Annotated in this window: 25 protein-coding genes and 1 tRNA gene; 12 read left to right on the plus strand and 14 right to left on the minus strand. The window is 64.3% G+C overall.

What is annotated here, in order from left to right; translation table 11 throughout:
• Positions 1 to 7: 7 nt before the first annotated feature.
• The 3 genes from rpmI to pyk form a co-directional block, all read right to left on the minus strand.
• A complete protein-coding gene (rpmI, locus tag N6L27_RS06645; protein WP_019298273.1) occupies positions 8 to 208 on the minus strand; it encodes a 50S ribosomal protein L35 in 201 nt (66 codons plus the stop codon).
• Positions 209 to 324: 116 nt separating this feature from the next.
• Positions 325 to 546: a hypothetical protein gene (locus N6L27_RS06650; RefSeq protein WP_271906435.1), complete on the minus strand. Its 222-nt coding sequence runs from the start codon at positions 544 to 546 to the stop codon at positions 325 to 327.
• A gap of 96 nt (positions 547 to 642) precedes the next feature.
• The gene (pyk, locus tag N6L27_RS06655) at positions 643 to 2,088 is read right to left on the minus strand and encodes a pyruvate kinase (RefSeq protein WP_271906436.1); all 1,446 of its coding nucleotides are present in this window, start codon (positions 2,086 to 2,088) and stop codon (positions 643 to 645) included.
• Positions 2,089 to 2,207: 119 nt separating this feature from the next.
• Between pyk and N6L27_RS06660 the strand changes: the two genes are divergently transcribed.
• The 3 genes from N6L27_RS06660 to N6L27_RS06670 all read left to right on the plus strand — a co-directional run bounded on the left by N6L27_RS06660 (position 2,208) and on the right by N6L27_RS06670 (position 3,729).
• Positions 2,208 to 2,945, plus strand: coding sequence for an N-formylglutamate amidohydrolase (locus N6L27_RS06660; protein ID WP_271906437.1), 738 nt, complete (start codon positions 2,208 to 2,210; stop codon positions 2,943 to 2,945).
• A 148-nt stretch (positions 2,946 to 3,093) separates the two neighbouring features.
• Positions 3,094 to 3,333, plus strand: a complete 240-nt coding sequence (locus N6L27_RS06665) for a DUF6868 family protein (protein WP_271906438.1) — start codon at positions 3,094 to 3,096, stop codon at positions 3,331 to 3,333.
• A gap of 81 nt (positions 3,334 to 3,414) precedes the next feature.
• Entirely contained in the window at positions 3,415 to 3,729 is a 315-nt protein-coding gene (locus tag N6L27_RS06670) for a DUF1244 domain-containing protein (protein WP_271906439.1), read from the plus strand.
• 4 nt (positions 3,730 to 3,733) lie between these two features.
• Here N6L27_RS06670 and N6L27_RS06675 read toward each other — a convergent pair whose 3' ends face one another.
• Together N6L27_RS06675 and N6L27_RS06680 are read right to left on the minus strand one after the other, a co-directional pair.
• Positions 3,734 to 4,609 carry a DMT family transporter gene (locus N6L27_RS06675; RefSeq protein WP_271906440.1) on the minus strand — a complete coding sequence of 292 codons (876 nt, stop codon included), beginning with the start codon at positions 4,607 to 4,609 and terminating at the stop codon, positions 3,734 to 3,736.
• Between the two features lie 87 nt (positions 4,610 to 4,696).
• Positions 4,697 to 5,185: a winged helix-turn-helix transcriptional regulator gene (locus N6L27_RS06680; RefSeq protein WP_271906441.1), complete on the minus strand. Its 489-nt coding sequence runs from the start codon at positions 5,183 to 5,185 to the stop codon at positions 4,697 to 4,699.
• A gap of 74 nt (positions 5,186 to 5,259) precedes the next feature.
• Here N6L27_RS06680 and N6L27_RS06685 point away from each other — a divergent pair, with 74 nt between their 5' ends.
• Entirely contained in the window at positions 5,260 to 6,087 is an 828-nt protein-coding gene (locus N6L27_RS06685; RefSeq protein WP_271906442.1) for a dienelactone hydrolase family protein, read from the plus strand.
• 40 nt (positions 6,088 to 6,127) lie between these two features.
• Here the strand turns inward: N6L27_RS06685 and N6L27_RS06690 are convergent, their stop codons facing one another.
• From N6L27_RS06690 to N6L27_RS06715, 6 genes are all read right to left on the minus strand, one after another.
• Positions 6,128 to 6,958 (minus strand): alpha/beta hydrolase family esterase, encoded by an 831-nt coding sequence (locus N6L27_RS06690; protein WP_271906443.1) that lies wholly within the window; start codon positions 6,956 to 6,958, stop codon positions 6,128 to 6,130.
• A 163-nt stretch (positions 6,959 to 7,121) separates the two neighbouring features.
• On the minus strand, positions 7,122 to 7,358 hold the full coding sequence (locus N6L27_RS06695) for a hypothetical protein (protein ID WP_271906444.1): 237 nt from the start codon (positions 7,356 to 7,358) through the stop codon (positions 7,122 to 7,124).
• A gap of 325 nt (positions 7,359 to 7,683) precedes the next feature.
• Positions 7,684 to 8,544: a D-amino-acid transaminase gene (locus N6L27_RS06700; protein WP_271906445.1), complete on the minus strand. Its 861-nt coding sequence runs from the start codon at positions 8,542 to 8,544 to the stop codon at positions 7,684 to 7,686.
• Positions 8,545 to 8,554: 10 nt separating this feature from the next.
• Positions 8,555 to 9,520, minus strand: coding sequence for an N-acetyl-D-Glu racemase DgcA (gene dgcA, locus N6L27_RS06705; protein ID WP_271906446.1), 966 nt, complete (start codon positions 9,518 to 9,520; stop codon positions 8,555 to 8,557).
• A 152-nt stretch (positions 9,521 to 9,672) separates the two neighbouring features.
• Entirely contained in the window at positions 9,673 to 10,674 is a 1,002-nt protein-coding gene (gene dgcN / locus N6L27_RS06710) for an N-acetyltransferase DgcN (RefSeq protein WP_271906447.1), read from the minus strand.
• Between the two features lie 110 nt (positions 10,675 to 10,784).
• On the minus strand, positions 10,785 to 12,056 hold the full coding sequence (locus N6L27_RS06715; RefSeq protein ID WP_271906448.1) for an MFS transporter: 1,272 nt from the start codon (positions 12,054 to 12,056) through the stop codon (positions 10,785 to 10,787).
• Between the two features lie 174 nt (positions 12,057 to 12,230).
• On the opposite strand from N6L27_RS06715, the gene N6L27_RS06720 reads away from it, so the two are divergent.
• Both N6L27_RS06720 and N6L27_RS06725 read left to right on the plus strand, forming a co-directional pair.
• The gene (locus N6L27_RS06720; protein WP_271906449.1) at positions 12,231 to 13,190 is read left to right on the plus strand and encodes an L-malyl-CoA/beta-methylmalyl-CoA lyase; all 960 of its coding nucleotides are present in this window, start codon (positions 12,231 to 12,233) and stop codon (positions 13,188 to 13,190) included.
• A 66-nt stretch (positions 13,191 to 13,256) separates the two neighbouring features.
• Complete coding sequence (locus tag N6L27_RS06725) at positions 13,257 to 13,883, plus strand: hypothetical protein (protein WP_271906450.1); 627 nt, start codon at positions 13,257 to 13,259, stop codon at positions 13,881 to 13,883.
• Between the two features lie 439 nt (positions 13,884 to 14,322).
• On the opposite strand, the gene N6L27_RS06730 is transcribed toward N6L27_RS06725, so the two are convergent.
• Entirely contained in the window at positions 14,323 to 14,775 is a 453-nt protein-coding gene (locus N6L27_RS06730) for an Lrp/AsnC family transcriptional regulator (RefSeq protein ID WP_271906451.1), read from the minus strand.
• Positions 14,776 to 14,848: 73 nt separating this feature from the next.
• Here N6L27_RS06730 and N6L27_RS06735 point away from each other — a divergent pair, with 73 nt between their 5' ends.
• On the plus strand, positions 14,849 to 15,445 hold the full coding sequence (locus N6L27_RS06735; protein ID WP_271906452.1) for a LysE family translocator: 597 nt from the start codon (positions 14,849 to 14,851) through the stop codon (positions 15,443 to 15,445).
• A gap of 88 nt (positions 15,446 to 15,533) precedes the next feature.
• Here the strand turns inward: N6L27_RS06735 and N6L27_RS06740 are convergent, their stop codons facing one another.
• Positions 15,534 to 16,364, minus strand: coding sequence for an AraC family transcriptional regulator (locus N6L27_RS06740; protein ID WP_271906453.1), 831 nt, complete (start codon positions 16,362 to 16,364; stop codon positions 15,534 to 15,536).
• Positions 16,365 to 16,489: 125 nt separating this feature from the next.
• On the opposite strand from N6L27_RS06740, the gene N6L27_RS06745 reads away from it, so the two are divergent.
• The gene (locus N6L27_RS06745; protein WP_271906454.1) at positions 16,490 to 17,452 is read left to right on the plus strand and encodes an acetyl-CoA carboxylase carboxyltransferase subunit alpha; all 963 of its coding nucleotides are present in this window, start codon (positions 16,490 to 16,492) and stop codon (positions 17,450 to 17,452) included.
• 104 nt (positions 17,453 to 17,556) lie between these two features.
• The gene (locus N6L27_RS06750) at positions 17,557 to 18,123 is read left to right on the plus strand and encodes a hypothetical protein (protein ID WP_271906455.1); all 567 of its coding nucleotides are present in this window, start codon (positions 17,557 to 17,559) and stop codon (positions 18,121 to 18,123) included.
• A gap of 197 nt (positions 18,124 to 18,320) precedes the next feature.
• On the opposite strand, the gene N6L27_RS06755 is transcribed toward N6L27_RS06750, so the two are convergent.
• Positions 18,321 to 18,410, minus strand: a tRNA-Ser gene (locus tag N6L27_RS06755).
• A gap of 661 nt (positions 18,411 to 19,071) precedes the next feature.
• Here N6L27_RS06755 and N6L27_RS06760 point away from each other — a divergent pair.
• From N6L27_RS06760 to N6L27_RS06770, 3 genes are read left to right on the plus strand one after another with little or no spacing between them, the layout of a single operon-like run.
• Positions 19,072 to 19,689, plus strand: coding sequence for a paraquat-inducible protein A (locus N6L27_RS06760; protein ID WP_271906456.1), 618 nt, complete (start codon positions 19,072 to 19,074; stop codon positions 19,687 to 19,689).
• On the plus strand, positions 19,656 to 20,300 hold the full coding sequence (locus tag N6L27_RS06765; RefSeq protein WP_271906457.1) for a paraquat-inducible protein A: 645 nt from the start codon (positions 19,656 to 19,658) through the stop codon (positions 20,298 to 20,300). The genes N6L27_RS06760 and N6L27_RS06765 overlap by 34 nt, the downstream gene beginning before the upstream one ends.
• Positions 20,287 to 22,371 (plus strand): MlaD family protein, encoded by a 2,085-nt coding sequence (locus N6L27_RS06770; RefSeq protein ID WP_271906458.1) that lies wholly within the window; start codon positions 20,287 to 20,289, stop codon positions 22,369 to 22,371. The genes N6L27_RS06765 and N6L27_RS06770 overlap by 14 nt, the downstream gene beginning before the upstream one ends.

Below are 22,371 nucleotides of genomic sequence, written 5' to 3' on the forward strand. Positions count from 1 at the left end.
TCTCCTCTTAGCGGTCGTAGGGCATGAAGCCCTTGACGATCTTTGCGTCCGGTGCGGACAGGGTGGTGGTGCCGCGGGCGTCGCGGATGAACTTGGTGGTGCGCTTGATCATGCCGTGGCGCTTGCCGGCCTGACCCGCTTTCACCTTGCCGGTGGCGGTAATCTTGAAGCGCTTCTTGGCGCTCGACTTTGTCTTCATCTTGGGCATTTCCGTCTCCTTCAATGCGGGTTCGCTAGACGCGCGACTCGGCATGCCTCGACGGCCGGCCGCGCGGAACAGAGCTGCCCTTTAAGCAATGCAGGCGGGATGGGCAAGCGGATTCTCTAGAAAAGCTGCGCCGCAACCCGGGAAAACACGTCGGGGATCTCTTCGACGCTGTAGCCGCCCGGGTTCATCATCACTGCATAGGTCACAAGCCCGATGGCAATCAGGATGGTAAGCCCTGACGCGCGCGGCGCCCGGCGCTCGCTGAGAGCGGCCAAAATACCCGGCACCGTGAAGGCCCCTATTACCAGCCCCAGAACCAGCGCCAGATCCGTCTGCATGGCCCATCCCCCGTCAGCACAGCAACACGGGATGATGGTAGGCGCAGAAGGCGGTATTTCAATCACGCCCCTGCCCCGCGGCAGACCGGCCGGCGCTTACTCCGGGTCGGTGCTGTAGATCAGCCGCTCGTCGCAGGGCGCGATGCGCAGGATGTTGGTGGTGCCAGGCACGTTGAAGGGCACACCCGCAGTGACCACGATCTGGTCGCCCTCGGTTGCGTATCCGCCCGCGCGTGCGGCCCGCGCCGCGCTGACAACAGCCCCCTTGAAGCGGTCCAGCTCCGGTGTCATCACGCATTTGCAGCCCCAGCTGAGACACAGCCGCCGCGCGGTGGCGCTGACAGGGGTCATCGCAATGATCGGCACGCCCGGGCGTTCCCGCGCGGTCAGCAGCGCGGTGGTGCCGGACTGGGTGAAACAGCAGATCGCCTTGATCTCGGTCTTTTCCGCAATCTCCCGCGCCGCGGCGACGATGCCGTCGGCCACGGTGGTGCCCTTGGCCGACCGCGAGGCGGCGATGATCTGGGTGTAGGTCGGATCTGCCTCCACCTCGATGGCTACCTTGTCCATGGTCCGCACCGCCTGAACCGGATACTGGCCGGCCGCGCTTTCGGCGCTTAGCATCACCGCATCGGCGCCCTCGTAGATGGCGGTTGCCACGTCGGACACCTCGGCGCGGGTCGGCATCGGGCTTTCGATCATGCTTTCCAGCATCTGGGTTGCCACGATCACCGGCTTGGCCGCGGCCCGGCACTTGCGCACCAGCCGCTTCTGGATCGGCGGCACAGCTGCCACAGGCAACTCGACGCCGAGATCGCCGCGCGCCACCATGATGCCGTCGGACGCATCAAGGATGGCCTCAAAGTCTTCCACCGCCTGCGGCTTCTCGATTTTTGACAGCACCGCCGCGCGGCCATCCGCCAGCGCACGGGCCTCATAGACATCCTTGGCCCGTTGCACGAACGACAGCGCCAGCCAGTCCACACCCAGGGCGCATACAAATTCCAGATCCGCCCGGTCCTTCTCCGACAAGGCGGCCAGCGGCAGCACCACATCCGGCACGTTCACCCCCTTGCGGTTGGAAATTGTGCCGCCGGTTTCCACCGTGCAGTTGGCAAAATCCGGGCCGCAGTCATCCACCACCAGACGGATCTTGCCGTCATTGACCAGCAGATGCGCACCCGCTTCCAGCGCCTGGAAGATCTCCGGATGCGGCAGGCACACGCGGGACACATCGCCCTCTGCCTCATCCAGATCGAGGCGGAACTTCGCCCCTTCTTCCAGCTCCTCAGAACCGCTGGCAAAGACCCCGACCCGCAGTTTCGGCCCCTGCAGATCGGCCAGAATGGCAATCGGGCTGTCCAGATCCTGCTCCACCTGGCGGATGATCTTGTGCTTCTCGGCAATCTCCGGATGGCTGCCGTGCGACATGTTCAGGCGGAACACATCTGCGCCCGCCTCATGCAGCGCGCGGATGGTCTCGTAGGTCTCCGAAGCCGGCCCCAAGGTGGCGACAATCTTCACATTGCGCGATCGTTTCATTGGGGTTCTCTCCTCCGGCCCTGCACATGTTACCGCAAACAGCGTTTGAAGTGCTTATCCCCCAATTCCCATTCTGCCGCAACTCCCGTAAACAGCTTGCGGCAAAACATATCAGGCTCATGACATACACACCCTTTTTTGTTCACGGCGCAGACCGTCCAGCCCGCTGGCTGATCACTTGCGACCACGCAACCAACCATGTGCCGGATTTTGCCGGCGGCGGCGACCTTGGCCTCCCGCGCGAGGATATGGAGCGCCACATCGCCTATGACGTCGGCGCCTACGAGGTGTCCAAGCTCCTGGGCGAGATGCTGGACGCGCCGGTTGTGGCGTCGAATTTCTCCCGCCTGGTGATCGACCCGAACCGCGGCGAGGACGACCCGACGCTTCTAATGAAGCTCTATGACGGCACCATCATACCCGCCAACCGCCACGCGGGCGAAGCCGAGCTGAAGGAGCGGCTGGAAGGCTGCTACCGCCCCTACCACCGGGCTTTGGCCCGGCTGGCAGAACGCCCCCGCACGGTGATCATCTCTGTACACAGCTTCACCCGCCAGTTGCGCGGGCGGCCCCCGCGGCCCTGGGAGATCGGCATCCTGTTTCCCGAAGGCGAGCGCTTCTCACCCTTTGTCGTGGACGCGCTGAACCGCGAGGACGGCCTGTGTGTGGGCGTCAATGAGCCCTACACCGGCTATCTGCCCGGCGACGCGATTGAGACCCACGCCACCAAGCCGGGCCGCCCCAACACGCTGATCGAACTGCGAAACGATCTGATTGCAGAGCACAAGGGCCAGCACATCTGGGCTGAACGCCTGGCCCGCATCCTGCCCAAGGCACTGGACGCCTCCGGTCTCTGACCCGGAATTCGGCACGAATTCCGGCCAGGAAAAACCTATTTTTCCTGGCCGTTTTCCGTGCCGGAAAACGGTGGCCCGCGTTGCAGAACCGGCGTCTCGCCCCCATATCAGTAACGGAAACGCGGGATTTTCGGGGAAAGGAGCAGTCATGACCCAGGAAACCCTCTCTGCCTTTTTCGGCTGGCTGACCATTTTGCACCTCGGCCTGTTTACTCTCTCTGCCGTGCTTCTGATGCTGCTGCGCGATTGGGTGGCAGGTCTGCATGCCCGCATGTTCGGCCTGGCGCCGACGGATGTCAGCCTCAGTGTCTACCGCTGGCTCGGCACCTACAAGATCGTGATCTTCGCCACCGCGCTGGGGCCGTGGCTGGCGCTGCAGCTGATCTGACATCGCCGCCTGCGCCCATTGCCCGCCCCTGCCCCGGCTGCTAGGCCTGCGGGGACGCAAGACAATTCCGGAGCCACCGCCATGGACAAGCAAACCGAGACCGAAATCCAGGCCGCCGCCTTCCGCCGCCTGCAGAAGCACCTGATGGAAGACCGCACCGATGTGCAGAACATCGACCTGATGAACATGGCCGGCTTCTGCCGCAACTGCCTGGCCCGCTGGTACCAGGAAGCCGCCAGCGAACGCGGCATCGAGATGGACAAGAATGAGGCCCGCGAGATCTACTACGGCATGACCATGGAGGAGTGGAAGGCCAACTACCAGACCGAAGCAAGCGCCGGGAAACAGGCGGCCTTTGAGGTAGCGTTCAAGGAAAACGTCACCGACAAGCAGTAGGCGTCTACACAGCAGTTCCCTGCGCGGGCCTCCTCCGCGCAGGCCATTGCGACCACAGCACCGCCGCCAGGATCACTGCCCCGCCCGCCAATGTCTGCGGGCCTGGCCGCTCCGCGAGCACTGCATAGGCCAGCAGGGGCGCCAGCGGCGTTTCAAGCGCCGACAACAACGCTGTTTCCGCCGCAGGCAGCCGGCGTGCACCTTCGCAAAGGGTGACAGAGGCCACCGCAAACACCAGCCCGAACAGCAGCAGCACCGGAATTTCGCCCGGGGACACCTGCATCACCGGCGCGCAAAATGCCGCCACCGGCAACAACAGGACAGATGACACCGCATTAGGCAGCGCTGCAGCCAAATCCGGCCACTTGCGGTAGGCGGTCATAATAGCGGCCAGCATCAGTGTCATGAACATCGCCAGGCCGTCCCCCGCCAGGCTGCCCTGCCCCAGTGAACCCGAAACGATGACGGCAACCCCGCCCAGCGCCGCGCCGCTCGCCAGCATCACCCTCGCGGCGGGGCGTTCGCCTAGCGCAAGCCAGGCCAAAGCCGCCGCGGCAAAAGGGGCCGCCGCATAGATCAGCGCCACATTGGCCACGCTGCTCAGCTTGAACGCAGTGATAAAGGCTGCGCTGCCGGCGGCTCCCATGACTGCAATCAGCAGCGCACGGGCATCAAAGGCCCGCAGTTCCGCCGTCAGCCTCCCGCGCAGGACGAGCCATCCCAGGGTGAAGCCCGCCGCTGCCAGCCCGCGCCAGAAGATCACCGCCCAGGCAGCTGCCTCTACCCCGCGGGTGAACAGCCCTGCGGTGCTGAAAACCGCCGCTGATACCGCCACCAGAACTGCGCCAGCGATCCGCCGCGCCCCCGCATCCGCTTCCATAGCCCCTCCGCATGCCGCTTGCAGGCATGCCTAGCATGTGCCTGCTGCCAGCTCATTGTCAGCAGCCGCGCGCGCGGGGCAGGCGTCTCAGTTCCTCAGTCGCAATGCCGCGCGGGCGGGATCTGCTGCGCGGCCTCCCTCATCCACTAATGCCACTCGCAGCGGCGCGCCTGTTTCGCGGTCTAACACCGCGACAGGGGCGGCACCGCCGGTGACATGCGCCTCCCCCCATTGCGCCAGCGCCAGAAAGGTCAGCGCCAGCCCGCGCCCCGCCTCAGTCAGCACATAGGCCTGGCGCACCCGGTCGCCTGCCTCCTGATAGGGCTGTTTCTCCAGAATGCCCCGTGCCACCAGGCTGTTCAGCCGGTCCGTCAGAGTTGAGCGCGGCGCCTTCAGATCTTCGCGCATGTCGTCATAGCGGCAGACGCCGTAAAAGGCTTCCCTCAGGATCAGCAGAGTCCAGCGGTCGCCAAGGATCTCCGCAGCCAGTGCCATCGGGCACTGTTCCTTGGGTACCAGGGCGCGGCGGCGGACGGCGGGCGGGGTTTCACGGGAATCAGAAGCTGAGTTTGACATGCGAACCCAGATAGGGGATTTCTATCTGAGTTCAAAATTGAAACTTAGATTCGCCAGCAGAAAGGACACCCCCGATGACCCAGCAGCGCCCGATGGACCGCGACGACACGCTCGAAGATTTTGAGCCGCGCCGGATCACCCTCAACGATGCGGAGAAAACCGTGCATGTTTCCGGCCAGGGCCCGGCGGTGATCGTGATGGCGGAAATGCCGGGGATCAGCCCGCATGTGGCCCGCTTTGCCCGCTGGGTGCGCGACGCAGGCTTCACCGTCTACATGCCTTCGCTGTTCGGCCGTGACGGTTCCGTGGCCACGGCGGAGGACGGTGCCGAGGTGTTCCGCCGCGCCTGCGTCAGCGCCGAGTTCCGCGCGTTTGCCGGCAATGGCGCCAGCCCGGTCACCCAGTGGCTGCGGGCGCTTGCGCGTCTGGCGCACGGCGAATGCGGCGGCGCCGGCACAGGCGCCATCGGCATGTGTTTCACCGGCAATTTTGCGCTGTCGATGATGCTGGAACCCGCCATGCTGGCGCCGGTGCTGGCCCAGCCGTCGCTGCCGCTGGACAACCCGGCAGCTGTCGAAAGCCCGCCCGAAGAACTGGCCGCAGTGCGCGCGCGGTTGGAGCAAGAGGACCTCACCGTGCTTGCCTACCGGTTCCAAGGCGATGCCTTCTGCCAGGCCCAGCGCTTTGCCGCCTATGCCGAAGCGCTGGGGGACCGCTTTGACGCCCGCACCCTGCCGGACAGCGCCGCCGCCGCGGAGGTCCCGCCGTTCTTTGCCAAACACGTCCCCACCCCGCACAGCGTGGTCACCGCGCATTTGGTGGATACGGCAGGCAGCCCGACCCTGGCAGCGCGGGATGAGATCCTGGGGTTCTTCAGGCAGCGGCTGACGGCGGGCCGCTGATAACGGGGGCGGCAAGGCAGGCCAGCCCCGCCCTGCCGCCTCAGTTCTTCGGGCCTTCAAACCAATCAAGCGCCATTTTGCTCCAGCCCTTGGGCAAGCCATGGCCACCCTTGTGCAAGACCAGCTCCAGGCCGCCCGCCTCACAGTCCCAGCGCTTGCGCCAGAGCCCCTCTTCAGCCTCATGCGACGCGGCGTTGCTGGGGCAACCGTTTTCACGCCGCCACAGTTGCAGCCCCTCCCAAACGTCGGCCTGCACCACACTGGCGCCGGGGATGGCGCGGCCTTCCAGCGGCACCACGGTGTCAGCAAACCCGTGGATGTGCAGCAGCCGCACCGGTCCCTTGCAGTCCCGCGTCACCGGCAGCCAGAAGCCGCCGGAAACCGCCGCATACCCGGCGGCAAACTCCGGCATCTGGCAGGCCATGTCCCAGACCATCGAGCCGCCGCGGGAAAAGCCGCTCAGCAGCAATTGCTCTGGATCCACCCCTGCGCGCCCGGCGGCATCCGCCAGCACCACGCGCAGGAAGTCCGTATCGTTGCGGGGATAGGTGTTCCAGCCATCGCGAACCGACCAATCCGCCGGTTTACCCTCTGCCCATGGCAGGCCACTGGGGGCAATCACCGCATAGCCACGCTGTGTGAACGCAGCCACCAGCCTGCTATTGGCAGCAACCTTGGCCCCGCTGCCGCCATAGCCATGCAGGAACATCACCGCAGGCCCGCCCTGCCAGCTGTCCGGCAAGGCCAGGTGATACGTCCCGCCGTCAATCCGGCACGGCCTTTCTCCGCCGCACGGCGCGTCCTGCGCCGCCGCAATTGCCGGCACATACAGCAAAGCCGCGGCCAGCAGCATCAGACCCCGTTTCAGCATCTGCCCCTCCTCAGTCCGGTTCGCGCTCTACCCTAGCACAAACCGCCGGCAGCGCTGCGGCCATGAAAAAGGCCGCCCGTTCTGGGCGGCCGCTGCGAAATGTCTTTATGGAAATACCCCGGACCACACATCCGCGGCTGGGCGCGCACCCCCGAAGGCGCGCCTAACCGCGCCAGCGGCCCAGCAGACGCGCTGCCAGCGCGCCAGAGGCCGTCCGCTCCCGCGCCAGGAGCTTGCCAGCGAGCCACCCCTGGCTGGCAGGCGCCTTGGCAAAATCGGGATGCGCGGCCTCATCCGCGGTCAGCACCTGACGCACAGCAGCCAGGATTTCCACGTCGCTCGGCTCGGCGGCCTCGCTGTTCACGGCTTCCCCCATCTCCGGCTGGTAACACTGTTGCATACTGGCACCTCCACGGTTTGCGGCTCTGGCCAGCGGCCCCCCTGGCCGGTTTCCATCGCCTGAGATCAGAATACCGCAAGGCGCCGCCTACGGGCGCATTTTGTGTAAAATTAGTTAAAATCCAGAGCTGAAACGGGGGGTTTGCAAAACAGTCCCAAAACCAGGGCGCCCATTGTTTCCAAGACGGGGAAAGTACGCCGTTTCAGCATCCTGTGAACCGGGCTTTTGCACCCGCCCGGCGGGCCGGAAATCGCAGAATCGATTCTCTATTTAACAAAAGGCCGCCCGCAAGGGACGGCCTTTCTCAGCAATGCAGCAAGCAGCTTCAGACGGCCTTCTTGCGGCTTTCTTCCAGGTAGATTTCGCGCAGGCGCTTGGCGATCGGTCCCGGGGTGCCGTCGCCCAAGGTCACGCCGTCGATTTCCACCACCGGCATCACAAAGGCGCTGGCAGAGGTGGTAAAGGCCTCGTCTGCACCCTTGGCTTCCTCGATCGTGAACAGACGCTCCTCGATCTCCATCTGCGCTTCCGCCGCCAGACGCAGCACCGCGGCACGGGTGATACCGTGCAGGATGTCATTGGACAGCGGCCGGGTCACGATCTTGCCGTTCTTGACGTAATAGGCGTTGTTGGAGGTGCCTTCGGTCACATAGCCGTCTTCGATCAGCCAGGCATCGTCGCAGCCGGCCTTCTTGGCCATCATCTTGCCCATCGACGGATAGAGCAGCTGCACGGTCTTGATGTCGCGGCGGCCCCAGCGGATGTCCTCGATCGAGATGATCTTGGCGCCTTTCGCAGCGGCAGGGCTGTCGGCCAGGCCAGGCTTGTTCTGGGTGAACAGCACCAGGCTCGGCGGGGTGTCCGCGGAGGGGAACACGAAATCCCGGTCGCCGTCAGAACCGCGGGAGACCTGCAGATAAACCAGGCCTTCTTCGATGCCGTTCAGATCCACCAGCTTGCGGTGGATCTCCAGCAGCTCCTCCTTGGAGCAAGGCGACGCCATGTCCAGTTCCTTGAGCGAGCGGTCCAGACGCACGGCGTGGCCTTCAAAGTCGATCAGCTTGCCGTCGAGGACCGAAGTCACTTCATAAACCGCATCAGCAAACAGGAAGCCGCGGTCAAAGATCGAAACCTTGGCCTCAGCCTCGGGCAGGTATTCGCCATTCACATAAACAGTACGGGTCATTGTTGTCTCCTCAACCCCACAGGGCAGCCTTGGGCGGGTGCACGCCCTCGGCATCAAATGTCAAAGGTTCCTCGCGGTCTTCGGCCAGAAGCAGGGGCCCGTCAAGATCCGTAACCGCCGCACCCTGCGCCACAAGCGTCGCGGGCGCCATCGCCAGCGAAGATCCGACCATGCAGCCGACCATCACCTCATAGCCCTCAGCCAGTGCCGCCTCACGCAGCTTCAGCGCCTCGGTCAGGCCGCCGGTCTTGTCCAGCTTAATGTTGACCACGTCATATTTACCCTTGAGCTTGGGCAGGCTCTCACGGTCATGGCAGCTTTCATCCGCGCAGACCGGCACCGGGCGCTCCATGCCGGTCAGGGCCTCATCCTCGCCCGCAGGCAGCGGCTGCTCGACCAGTTCCACGCCCAGGCGCACCAGATGCGGCGCCAGTTCGGCGTAAACCGCAGCAGACCAGCCTTCATTGGCGTCGATGATGATTTTGGCATCGGGCGCACCCGCACGCACGGCTTCCAGACGGGGCATGTCATCGGGGGTGCCGAGCTTGATCTTCAACAGCGGCCGGTAGGCGTTTTCCGCCGCTTGCTTCTGCATGTTCTCAGGCGTGTCCAGCGACAGCGTATAGGCCGTGATCTCCGGCTTCGGCTCCGGCAGGCCTGCCAGTTCCCAGACGCGTTTACCGACCTGTTTTGCCTCCAGATCCCACAGCGCGCAGTCAACCGCGTTGCGGGCGGCGCCGGCGGGCAGCAGCGACTGCAGCTCTTCGCGGGTGAAATCGGCAGGCAGGCCCTCGATCTCTGCGGTCACGCTTTCCAGTGTTTCATTATAACGGGCATAAGGCACGCATTCGCCCCAGCCGGTTACGCCGTTCTTCTCGACACGGACGGTCAGCACCTTGGCTTCGGTGCGCGAGCCGCGCGAGATGGTGAAGACCTGCGCCAGTTTGAAGACGTCCGGGGTGACGGTGATGTTCATGAAGCTGCCCTTTCCTGCGGCCCTGCGCGCGAGCCGCGGCGGGCCGTGGCACGGCGCCGGAAACTCCTGGCACCTGCCTTTTCATCTTTCCAAAAATACTCCCGCCGGAGGCGCTTGCCCTGTCGGCACGCGCGCCCGGCGGGGGTGTTAGATCAGACTGCAGCCAGCGCGTCCACCAGGCGGCCTGCACCGTGGCGGTACGGGTCAACAGCGGGCAGGCCCATACGCTCTTCGACTTCAGCCAGGTACTTGACCGCGTCGTCTTCGCTAAGGTGCTGGGTGTTCACCGAAATACCGACGATCTGGCAGGCCGGGTTGGCACGCTGTGCCAGCGGCAGGGCCACGTCGCGCAGCTCTTCCAGGGTCGGCACGTCATATTCCGGCAGGCCGCGCATATGGGTGCGGGTCGGCTCGTGGCACAGGATCAGCGCGTCCGGCTGGCCGCCGTGCACCAGCGCCATGGTGACGCCGGAGTATGACACGTGGAACAGCGAGCCCTGGCCCTCGATCAGGTCCCAGTGGTCGTCGTCGTTGTCCGGGGTCAGGTATTCGATCGAACCCGCCATAAAGTCGGCAATCACAGCGTCCAGCGGCACACCGTGGCCGGTGATCAGGATGCCGGTCTGGCCGGTGGCGCGGAAGGTCGACTTCATGCCGCGCTCGCGCATCTCGTTGTCCATCGCCATGGCAGTGTACATCTTGCCGACCGAGCAGTCGGTGCCAACTGCCAGGCAGCGCTTGCCGGTGCGGGGCTTGCCGTTGGCGATCGGGTAGCCGACGGTGGGCACGCGCACGTCATGCAGGGTGCCGCCGTGGGTCTGGGCCGCGGCCACCAGGTCGCCTTCGTCGCGCAGCAGGTTGTGCAGGCCGGAGGCCAGGTCATAGCCCATTTCCAGCGCTTCGATCAGCACTTCCTTCCAGGCCTGGGAAATCACGCCGCCGCGGTTGGCAACGCCGATCACCAGGGTCTTGGCGCCGGCTTCCTTGGCTTCGGCCAGGGTCAGGTCCTTCAGGCCCAGGTCGGCACCGCAGCCCGGCAGGCGGATCTGGCCAACAGCGTGATCAGGGCGCCAGTCACGGATGCCGATGGCAACCTTGGCGGCCAGCATATCGGGCGCGTCGCCCAGGAACAGCAGATAAGGGGTTTCGATCATGGCGGGTTTCCTCTTCACTCTTGCCGGTGAGTTTGCGAAGATTCCCGCACAAGTTCATACCTATTCCGCTGCCCGTCGCTGCTGACGCGCAAGAACCTCCTGCAGTTTTGTCAATTTGCAGAAGATTTCTGCGTTATGTCACCATTGCTGACATTATTTTCCTCTTCCAGCCAGGATTCGGCCTGAAGCACCCCGGTTTGGGGCGCGCCAAGCACCGCAATCGCCTGCTGGGAGCCGGTTTCCTCCGGCGCATCGGCCTGCGTGCGCCGCAGCGCAGCGACGCCTGCAACCATAAAACACAGGGCTGCAAGCAGGATCAGCAATCCATTTCCGTCAGCAATGCTGACCATATTTGGGGCCGCCAGCGTTCCGCCGAACTGGCCGACGTTCAAGAGGAACACCATCGCGCCGCTGGCAGGCACAATCTGCGCCGGTTTCAGCTGGTCGTTGGCATGGGCGGAGCAGACCGCATACATCGGCAGGCTGGCGCCTGCGAGCACCGCAAAGCCGACCACCAGCGCCTGCGGTGTCGGGGTCGCCAGCATCCACAGGCAGGCCGCGGCGCCAATGACGCCAAGCCCCATCAGCACCAGCCGCCGGTCGGTCTTGTCGCTGATCCAGCCGACCGGGTACTGCACCACGGCGCCGACCACCATTGCCACCACCAGAACGCCTGAGGCCTCTGCCGGGCTCATGCCGCGCGACAGCGCATAAAGGGGCAGTGCAATGAACCAGCCGGCCACGGCGGTTGCGCTCACCAGATTGCCAAGCACCGCCATCGGGGACACGCGGTACAGTTTGCGCACCGGCATCCGGTCCGGCACCTCGTATTCCGGCGCCTTGTTGCCGGACAGCAGCAGCGGCACGATCGACAGGGAAATAAGGATCGACACTGCCCCGAACAACAGGTTGCCGCTGGGATCAGGCAGTGCCACCAGTGCAGTGCCAATAGCGGGGCCTGCCATCCAGATCATGAAATAGATCGACAGGATCTGCGCCCGGTTGCTGTTTTCCGATTTCGCCTGCAGCCAGCTTTCGGTGATCACATACATGCCGGGATAACAAACCCCCGCCAGGAACCGCATCGCCGACCAGGAATAGGGGTCGGAGGTCAGCAGATGCAGGATCGCCGAGATCGACACCAGCGAGGCAAGCGCCGAAAACGCCCGGATATGGCCCACCTTGGCCACCATCCCCGGCGCCATCACCGTGCCCAGCAGGGCACCGGCCGGATAGGCCGCCTGCATGATCGAAATGGTGAGGTCGGAGAAGCCAAGCCCCGCGCCCCGGATTGTCAGCAGGGTGACCAAGAGGCCGTTGGCCACCATCAGCATCAGCATGCCCAGAAACAGGGCCCAGTTTTCAATGAATGCACGTCTCATGACCGGGTGCTCGCACAGGCTCCCTGCCGGTTCGCGCCTGTTTGCGGCAATGTTTCCGGCGCCGCATCGCAGCGGTACTTTCTGCATGTGCAAAATTCCCTTGCACATGGCCGCGCAACTTTCTAACACTTCACCCCAGCAGAATTGAAACGTCATTACTCGGAGGATTGCCCCATGAGCTTCCGCATCCAGCCCGCCGCCCCGGCGCGCCCCAACCGCTGCCAGCTGTTCGGCCCCGGCTCCAAAGTGAAGCTGTTCGAGAAGATGGCGGCCTCGGCAGCGGATGTCATCAACCTCGACCTGGAGGATTCGGTGGCGCCGGATGACAAGGATCAGGCCCGCACCAATGTGATCGAGGCGATCAACAGCGTGGACTGGGGCAATAAATACCTGTCGGTGCGGATCAACGGACTCGACACACCCTACTGGTACCGCGACGTGGTGGACATTCTGGAACAGGCCGGCGAGCGGCTGGACCAGATCATGATCCCCAAGGTGGGCTGCGCCGAGGACGTCTATGCGGTGGATGCGCTGGTCACCGCAATCGAGCGCGCCAAGGGCCGCAGCAAGCCGGTGTCCTTTGAGGTGATCATCGAATCCGCGGCGGGCATCGCCCATGCGGAGGAGATCGCCAAATCCTCTCCCCGCCTGCAGGCGATGTCGCTGGGCGCTGCAGACTTTGCCGCCTCGATGGGGATGCAAACCACTGGCATCGGCGGCACCCAGGAGAACTACTACATGATCCGCGAGGGCCAGAAACACTGGTCCGACCCCTGGCACTGGGCGCAGGCCGCCATCGTCGCCGCCTGCCGCACCCATGGCATCCTGCCGGTCGACGGCCCGTTCGGCGACTTCTCGGACGAAGACGGCTATATCGCGCAAGCCAAACGCTCCGCGACGCTGGGAATGGTCGGCAAATGGGCGATCCACCCCAGCCAGATCGCGCTGGCCAACCAGGTCTTCACCCCGTCGGATGAGGCGGTGGCCGAAGCCCGCGAGATTCTGGCGGCAATGGAAGAGGCCAAGGCCTCCGGCGCCGGCGCAACCGTTTACAAGGGCCGTCTGGTCGATATTGCCTCGATCAAGCAGGCCGAGGTAATTGTGGCGCAGGCCGAGCTGATCGCGGGCAGCTGACGCCGGTCCGCGGCTAAAAGTTTCAAGGGCGTCCCCAGGGGGCGCCCTTTTTGATTGGAGGAAGAGATGCCGGATTTGACCTTGCTGCATACGGCTGAGGTGCATGTGGAAACCTTTCGCGCCCTAGCGCTTTCATTGGCACCGGGGGCGGATCTGGACCAGCAGGTGCGCGCCGATTGGCTGGAGCGGGCACAAAGCGGAATTGATGCCGCGCTTAATGCCGAGATTGCCGAGACCGTTGAGGCCGCGGACGGGCCGGTCTTGTGCACCTGCACCACGCTCGGCCCGGCGGCGGAAAAGGCAGGGGCAACACGCATCGACTGGCCAATGATGCAGGAGGCTGCCCGCACCGGAGGACCGGTGCTGATGGCCTATTGCCTGGAGAGCACCGCCGGGCCTTCGGAAGCGCTGCTGCGCCGCGCCTTCGGGGCGCGTGACCCGGCGCTTACTTGCCTGGATCTGGGCCAGCACTGGCCGCTGTTCGAGGCTGCGGACAGCGCGGGCTTTGCAGCTGCCATTGCGGAGGATGTGGCGGAGGCGCTGGCGGCAATGGATTTTGCCTGCGTGGTGCTGGCACAGGCCTCGATGGCCGGGGCAGCTGAACTGCTGCGCGAACAGGCAAGGGTGCCGGTACTGGCCTCGCCCGAGATTGCGATGCGGGTCTTGCTCGCGGGACAAAAGGGCAGCGCCTGACCTAGGAGAGGCGAGCAGCGGCACGGCATGCGTTTTCCCCGGCCAAGGCTCCTGCCCTGCCGGTGTGTCTGGTCCGTTTTTGCCTGTTTTCATGGTCCGTTTCAGCGGAGGCATTATGGACTGGCGGCGCCGCCAGAATGGCGGAGATGGACGGGCGTATCCGCCCGCGTGCTAAACGTTGTCTCTGCACGGCCCCCGCTGCCAGGCGGGAGTCCGGTTCCAAATGTGCCGGGGAGCCAAGCCCCGGCGGGTGATCGCGACCGGGGGCAAGTCTGGCAAATGCGGCTTAAGATCCGGTGAGAGCGGCGTACGCAGGGTGCGCAACACCTACAGCCGCGCGCCTGAAGCCAACGCAGTGCAGTGAGTATTTTAGGAAAGATGAAGCGCATCAGCCTTTCATCTTTCCCCAAATACTCAATTATCCAGTCTCAGCCAGAGATCACGCCCGCAGATCCTTGGGCGAACCCATCACCACATAGGTGGTGATCGCGGTGACATAAGGCGAGGTGCCGAGGATATCGGTGTGGAATTTCTTGTAACTCGGCAAGTCAGCGCATTCGACGCGTAGGAGGTATTCGATTGTGCCGGTGATATTGTGGCACTCCACTACCTCCGGTGCGGCGCTCATCGCACGCTCAAAAGCTTGCTGCGCCTCCTTGGTGTGCTCGCCCAGGCCGACGCCGATATAGGTGGCAAAGCCTACGCCCAGTTTCTGCCGGTCCAGAACCGCGCGGTAACCGGTGATGACGCCGGCCCGTTCCAGCTCCTGCACCCGGCGCAGGCAGGCTGAAGGCGACAGGCCCACCCGCTCTGCCAGTTCCAGGTTGCTGATCCGGCCATCCCGGGTGAGTTCCTGCAATATTTGCTGGTTTATCTTGTCATTCTTCGCCATTGGTTGCAAAAATAGCCGCAGGACGCGGTAGAACGCAATTTCATTTGGTGTGTTCGGCGCAATGATTTTGCGCATGACTTACGAACTTCTCACTGCGCTTGCGCTTTTCGCCTTTGTCTCCTCGATCACGCCGGGACCGAACAACCTGATGCTGATGGCCTCAGGCGCCAATTTCGGCTTCCGCCGCACCATCCCGCATATGCTGGGGGTGGCGCTGGGGTTCGTGTTCATGGTGCTGCTGGTCGGCGCAGGGCTGGTGCAGGTGTTTGATGCCTTCCCGGTCAGCTACACGGTGCTGAAGGCAGTGTCGGTTGTGTACCTCTTGTGGCTGGCGTGGAAGATCGCCAATGCGGCGCCGGTGCAGGCCAAGGGTACCGAGGGCCGCCCGATGACGTTTCTGCAGGCGGCGGCGTTTCAGTGGGTGAACCCCAAGGCCTGGGCGATGGCGCTGACCGCCATCAGCGCCTATACGCCGGATCAGACGCTGGCAGCAATCCTGCTGGTGGGGGTGATTTTCGGAGCGATCAACCTGCCCTCTGTCGGGTCCTGGACGGTGCTGGGCCAGCAGATGGCGCGGTTCCTGACCAGCCCGCGGCGGCTGGTGCTGTTCAACTGGACCATGGCGGCGCTGCTGGTGGCTTCGCTCTATCCGGTGATCTGGCCGCAATAACGCAGGTGCCTCTTCCGGCCCGAAGGGGCGGAGCGCCCGCCCCCGCACAAGAGGGCGGGCGCTGCCCGGCCTGCTGCCGGGCGGGGCGTTATTTCAGGGGCAGGCAGATCTCTGTCAGGAGATCCTCCGGCGCGGTGTCGCGGGGATTGTTGAGATAAACCTCGTAACAGGGCTGATCGGCAGGCTCCTCCCCCGACGCGGGCAGCCAGTTGCCGAACAGGCTGTCATAGGCGGAATGAATGCCGGAATAGGGTCCCTTGTAGGTCAGCACCGCAGTGCGGCCGCCGGGCAGGTTCACCTCTTCCAGCCCCTCCGGCAGATCACCGGCCAGTTCGGCCCCGGCGAAACTGCGCAGATCAGCTTCGGCCACGTCACCGGGGCTATCGAAATAGACCCCCATCACAGCGCCGACCTGCGGCCAGAGCCGGCGGCTTTCGCAGATGGCCCCGAAGGCTTCAAAACTTTTGCCGATTTCATGGTAGGCCCCCTTGTGCGGCAGGCCGGCAAGGCGGCGGGCGGGGTCGGTGCGGGTGATAACATCATGCATGGGATAGCTTCCTGTTCTGAGAGTTGGATTCGGCAGCCCGATCTTGCCGCCGCGGCGGAAGGCGGCGGGGCTGCAGCCATAGGCATCAGAGAAAGCACGGGAAAAACTGCGCTGATTGGGATAGCCGACGCGGGCTGCAATCTGAGCGGCAGGCATATCCTCGATCACAAGCCAGACCGCTGCCCGGTGCAGGCGGATACGGCGCACGGCCTGGGCGCAGGTCTCGCCAGTGAGCGCCCGGAAAACCCGGTGCCAGTGAAACCGTGACATGGCCGCCACATCCGACAGGGCATCCAGTGACAGATCGCCATCGGTGTTGTCGTGGATATAGGCCAGAACCCGCAGGATCCGGTCTTCGTAACTGGCGGCCATTGGCGGCATCTCCTTGTCTTTCTCTGCCCTCACCTCATGCCACGGCAGCAAATCACAAATCTTGCTGAGTTGCATCTTGGCGCGGCTAAGGCCATATAGCTGCAAACCTGCCAAGCAGAGGCGACATGACCCAGTATCTGGAATTCGAAAAACCGCTGGCCGAAATCGAAGGCAAGGCGGAAGAACTGCGGGCGCTGGCGCGCGCGAACGAGGAAATGGATGTGGCGGATGAGGCCGCAGCGCTGGACGCCAAAGCGGCGCAGCTGCTGAAGGACCTCTACAAGGAGCTGACCCCCTGGCGCAAATGCCAGGTGGCACGCCATCCGGAGCGCCCCCATTGCCAGGACTACATCAAGGCGCTGTTCACCGAGTACACGCCGCTGGCCGGCGACCGGAACTTTGCCGATGACCTGGCGGTGATGGGCGGGCTGGCGCGGTTTAACGACCAGCCGGTGGTGGTGATCGGCCACGAGAAGGGCTCCGACACCAAGTCGCGCATCGAGCGCAACTTCGGCATGGCGCGCCCCGAAGGCTACCGCAAGGCGATCCGCCTGATGGAGATGGCCGGACGGTTCAAGCTGCCCGTGATCACGCTGGTGGACACCGCAGGCGCCTACCCCGGAAAAGGCGCCGAGGAGCGCGGCCAGTCCGAGGCGATTGCGCGCTCGACCGAGATGTGCCTGAAGATCGGTGTGCCGCTGATCTCGGTGATCATCGGCGAAGGCGGCTCTGGCGGCGCGGTGGCTTTTGCCACGGCGAACCGCGTGGCGATGCTGGAGCATTCGATCTATTCGGTGATTTCCCCTGAAGGCTGCGCCTCGATCCTGTGGAAGGACGCCGAGAAGATGCGTGAAGCCGCCGAGGCGCTGCGCCTCACTGCCCAGGATCTGAACAAGCTGGGCGTCAACGACCGGATCATCCCGGAACCGCTGGGCGGCGCCCACCGCGACCCGAAGGCGGCGATCAAATCCGTCAGCAGCGCCATCCAGGAGATGCTGGACGAGCTGAAAGGCATGGAAGCTGCCGCACTGGTCAAGGACCGGCGCCAGAAGTTCCTGGACATTGGCTCCAAGGGGCTGGCCGCCTGAGCCTCAGCCTGCCTGAAAACAAGGAAACCCGGCTGCGAGGCCGGGTTTTTTTCATCTCTGCATTTGCAAAGACCCTTTCACAGTTTTCACAGCTGGAGGCAATTATGCCTGAACGCGCCGCACGTCCGCGCAGTGTCCGCATCTTCGCATTGGCTGTCCTCAGTGCCTTCTTCCTGGGGGCGCTGCCCATCCTGTCGGGCAAGGCCGGGTATCAATTCCTGCCGTCAGAGCAATGGCTCACCCAAACGCATGTTGCCGCAATTCTCCTCGGCGGACTGGCCGCTGCAGCTGCGCCTTTTGCCGTTTTGAAGGGGATGAAAATGCAGCCCCGCAAGCACGGCACGTTCATGAAGATCATCCTCACCGGCTTGGCCCCGTTTTTTGCCTTTACGGTTTTCAGCCACTTCGTTTCACTGGGCATTCCATTAATCGTTGCAATCGCCGCCGGTACAGAAACCCGGGCAGGATACACTGTCTCAGAGGTCAAGCTTCTGAAGGCTGGCAAATGCCCCAACCCTATAAGAATTGCCGACATGCCCTTTGCCTGGGGGGAGTTGTGCAATTTCCCAGCCGGTTTTGTTCAGGGCCTGGAGCCGGGTGCAAGGATAACCGCCGAAGGCAGGGGCACACAGATGGGACTGTTTGTCACCAGCCTCAGCCAACAGGAGTAAACCGACAGCGCACGCCCTTCTTTGCTTGCCAAGCATTCACGGCGGCAGCGGTTCCAGGTGAAAGGGCTGCAAGTTCCGCAGGTTTACGCCGCGAAGCATCGCGATCCAGGCCTCAAAGAAGGCCGCAGAACCGCCGCCGGACATCCCGGCAAGCAGGTCTTCCGGGGATCGGAATCACGTAGAATTTCACTGTATGATGGCGGAGACGAAGGGATTCGAACCCTCGAGACGGTTTCCCGCCTACTCCCTTAGCAGGGGAGCGCCTTCGACCACTCGGCCACGTCTCCGCTGACCCGTATATCTGCGCAAGCATGTGGAACGCAAGACGAAATTTCCCTTTTTCTCACAAATCGCACTGGCAGCCCCAACCCCTTGAAATGGCATTGAAAGCGCCTGGAATTGCGATGATTCCACGTAGTGTTTGGATACCTCTCAAAGATTGCGCGAACTGCGTCAGCTCCTTTCAATTGCGTTCTGCAATCGAAAGAAAGCGCTCCTCGCGCGCGATGGGGCTTCGCCCGTCAAGCCGCAGCACGCAATGCATTTCCGCGCGTTGGACAACGAACAGATCTGCTTACCAAGAAGGATCGGTTCGCTGGCCAAACCCGCAACTGCGGCACACGCGAACTCGCGAGGAAGCTCGCCGCCTGCGCCACGCCCGGCAGCCGCCGGGGACACCGCGCGCCGGAAAACTCACCGGCGCACAGAAACCACGCACAGGCGCGAAATGCCGGATCGGCGGTTCAAGCTGGCTGTCCAGCCAGTCAATCGCAATCTTGCCAGCCTTGGCTGGGCTTTTTCCATCTTTTGTGACCGCTATTCAGGCGGGTGCACCGGCTGAACGTGCCATGTTCGCATTGAAATAGTCCTCGTTTTCGTGATCATGAGCTCGAGCTGCCGCTCAAGTTCACAGCCGCAGGCCAGGCGGCGGAAACGGACACCGGAGACATGCATACAGACCAGCTCATTGCCTGCCCGACCTGCGACGTGCTGAACCGCGACGTGAATGTGAAACCCCATACGGTTGCCCGCTGCGCCCGCTGCGGCACGGTGCTGGCGGCGCCCAAGTCGGGCGCCATGACACGGATCGCGATGCTGTCGCTCACCGCGCTGATTCTGCTGGCTGCAGCGGCTGGTTTCCCGTTCCTTGAGCTGAGGGCACAGGGCCTGTCGCATCAGGCGTCGGTCCTGGACGCCGTGCTGGCCTTTTCCAGCGGGCCGATGGCGCCTCTGTCGCTGGCGACCGGCCTGCTGATCGTGCTCTTGCCCGCGGCACGCTTTTGCGCGCTGATCTATACTCTGGCGCCGATGGCCCTGGGCTGGCACCCTGCACCGCACGCCGCCACGGCCTATCGCTGGGCAGAGCGGCTGAAGCCCTGGGCCATGGCTGAGATTTTCATCATCGGCGTGGCAGTGGCCCTGGTCAAAGTCTCTGGCCTGGCGCGCGTCGGGCTGGGACCGGCTTTTTGGGCGTTTACCGCGCTCCTGGTGGTAACCATTCTGACCGATAACGCGATTTGCAGGCTGACCGTATGGAAAACCCTGAAAACCCGCAGCGCTTCCTGACCGCGGCAGCCGCCGGGCTGGCCGGCTGCCGCGTCTGCGGGACCGCCAACCCGGGCGCTGCCCGGGCCTGCACGTGCTGCGGCAGCCCGCTGGAACCTGCCGCCCCCGCCAGCCTGCAGCGTGTCTGGGCCTGGCTGGCGGCGGGGCTGGTTGCCTATGTGCCCGCCAATGTCTACCCCATGCTGCGCACCACCACCTTTGGCCGCAGTTCCGAAAATACCCTGATCGGCGGCATTGCCGAACTGTTCAGCCACGGCTCCTACGGTGTGGCCCTGATCGTTTTCTTCGCCAGCATCGTGATCCCCGTGGCCAAGTTCCTCGCCATCGCCTATCTGGCGGTGTCCGTCCGCAGGCCGGCAGCCCTTGGCAGCCATGGCCGGCTGGTGCTTTATGAGGTGGTCGAATTTATCGGACGGTGGTCGATGATTGATGTCTTTGTGGTGGCAATCCTGACCGCCCTCGTCCAGCTTGATTTCGCTGCTGCCATCGCCCCTGGCATGGCAGCGGTCAGTTTTGCCTTGTCGGTTGCCTTCACCATGCTGGCCGCCCAGAGTTTTGATCCGCGTCTGATTTGGAACGCGGAAAGCGAGAATTTGAATGACCACGCCTGATCCCGCCCCGATGAACATCACGGCCCGGCGCCCTTCGCTCTGGCGCAACCTGTCACTGGTCTGGCTGGTGCCGCTGGCCGCGCTCGCTGTATCGCTGGGCGTGGCCTGGAAAGCCTATTCCGAGCGCGGCGTGCTGATCACCATCAGCTTTGAAAACGCTTCAGGCATCGCTGCAAATGAAACAACGGTGCGTTACCGCGATGTGGTGATCGGCCGGGTGGAGAAAGTCGGCTTTGCCGATGATCTGAGCAAGGTGTCCGTCCAGGCCCGCATCGACAAGGAGATCGCTCCCTATCTGGATGCGGATGCAACCTTCTGGGTGGTCAGGCCGGAGGTCTCAGCGCGCGGCATATCGGGGCTCAGCACGGTGCTGTCCGGTGTCTATATCGAAGGCAGCTGGGATCAGGCCCCCGGTCTTTCCCAAACCGCTTTTGAGGGCGCAGACCGGCCGCCGCTGGCGCAGCCGGGCCGCGGCGGGCGGCGGATCACTCTGCGCACCGACGACGGGCGGATGATCTCTGAGGGCGCGCCGGTGCTGTTCCGCGGCATCGAGGTCGGGCGCCTGGAAACCCCTCGTCTGACTGTCAGCGGCGACAGCATCGTTGTCGATGCCTTCATCGATGCACCGCATGACCGGCGCATCAACTCCGCCACCCGCTTCTGGGACAGCTCCGGCTTCTCGGTCTCGATCGGCCCCAGCGGGCTGTCGCTGGACGTCGACAGCATCGCCTCTTTGGTGGCCGGCGGCATCGAGTTCGACTCGGTGTTTGACGGCGGCCAGACCGTTGGTCCCGGCACAGTGTTTGACATCCACACCGACGAGGCCGCAGCCCGCCGCACCGCCTTTGCGCGCACCCTGTCCGGCGGGGTTGCCGTCGCGGTTGCCTTTGACGAGTCGGTGGCGGGCCTGGCCAGCGGCGCGGAGGTTCAGCTGCGCGGCGTCAAGGTCGGCGAGGTCAGCAGCCTCAACGCAGCCATTCAAAGCGGCAGCGACGAAGCCGAGGTGCGGCTGATCGCCAAGCTGCTGCTGGAACCTGGCCTGATGGGCCTGCCGCGCGGTGCGGGCGAGGCAGAAGCGCTTGATTTCCTTGAACAGGCGGTGGCCGGCGGCCTGCGCGCGCGGCTGGCCTCTGCAGGCCTGTTCAGCTCGGAACTGCTCGTCGAGCTGGTGACGCTGGAGGACGCGGCCCCCGCAGCCTTCAACCGCGAAGCAGAACCCTTCCCAGAGCTGCCAAGCGCCCCCTCCGACCTGCCCGATTTCACTGCCACCGCCGAAGGCGCGCTGGAGCGCATCAGCGAACTTCCGGTGGAAGAGCTTATGGCGCAGGCCATCGCCACCCTCGCCAGCATTGAAAACCTGGCCGCTGCCGACAGCACCCGTCAGGCACCCGCCGCTGCGGTGGCGCTGCTGGAGGACACCCGCGCACTGCTTGCCGATCCGGGCACCCGCGCCCTGCCGGGAGAGCTGCAGGCGGCTGTATCCGACGTGCGTGCCCTGCTGGCAGATCTGCAGCAGGGCCGGGCTGCGGCCAATCTTGCAGCCGCGCTGGAACAGGGCAGCCAGGCCGCCGCCAGCCTTGCCGCGGCGTCGGATGAACTGCCCGCGCTGGTCGCCGATTTCCGGGCACTGGCGGCCAAGGCGAATTCGCTGGAGGCCGAGGAGCTGATCCGCTCAGCCAGCCAGCTGATAGACAGCGCCGATGCGGTAATCGGCACAGAGGGCGCCCGCGCCCTGCCCCCGGCCCTGACCGCTGCGCTGGAGGAAATGCAGGCCACACTGGAAGACATGCGCCAGGGCGGGCTGGTGGAGAATGCCAATGCCACCATGGCCTCTGCCCGCGGTGCCGCAGACGCTGTGGCGGCCGCTGCCGAAGGACTGCCTGCACTTTCAGCCCGGCTTGAGCGTCTGGTGGCCCAGTCCGAGGCACTGATCGCCTCCTATGGCGGCCGCTCCAGCTTCAACTCCGAAACCCTGGACGCGCTGCGCGAGATCAAGACCGCTGCCCGTGCGGTGTCCCAGCTGGCACGCAAGATCGAACGCGACCCGAATTCCCTGCTGTTTGGAAGATAA

It is taken from the genome of Leisingera sp. SS27 (genome assembly GCF_028368855.1).
Lineage (GTDB): Bacteria > Pseudomonadota > Alphaproteobacteria > Rhodobacterales > Rhodobacteraceae > Leisingera.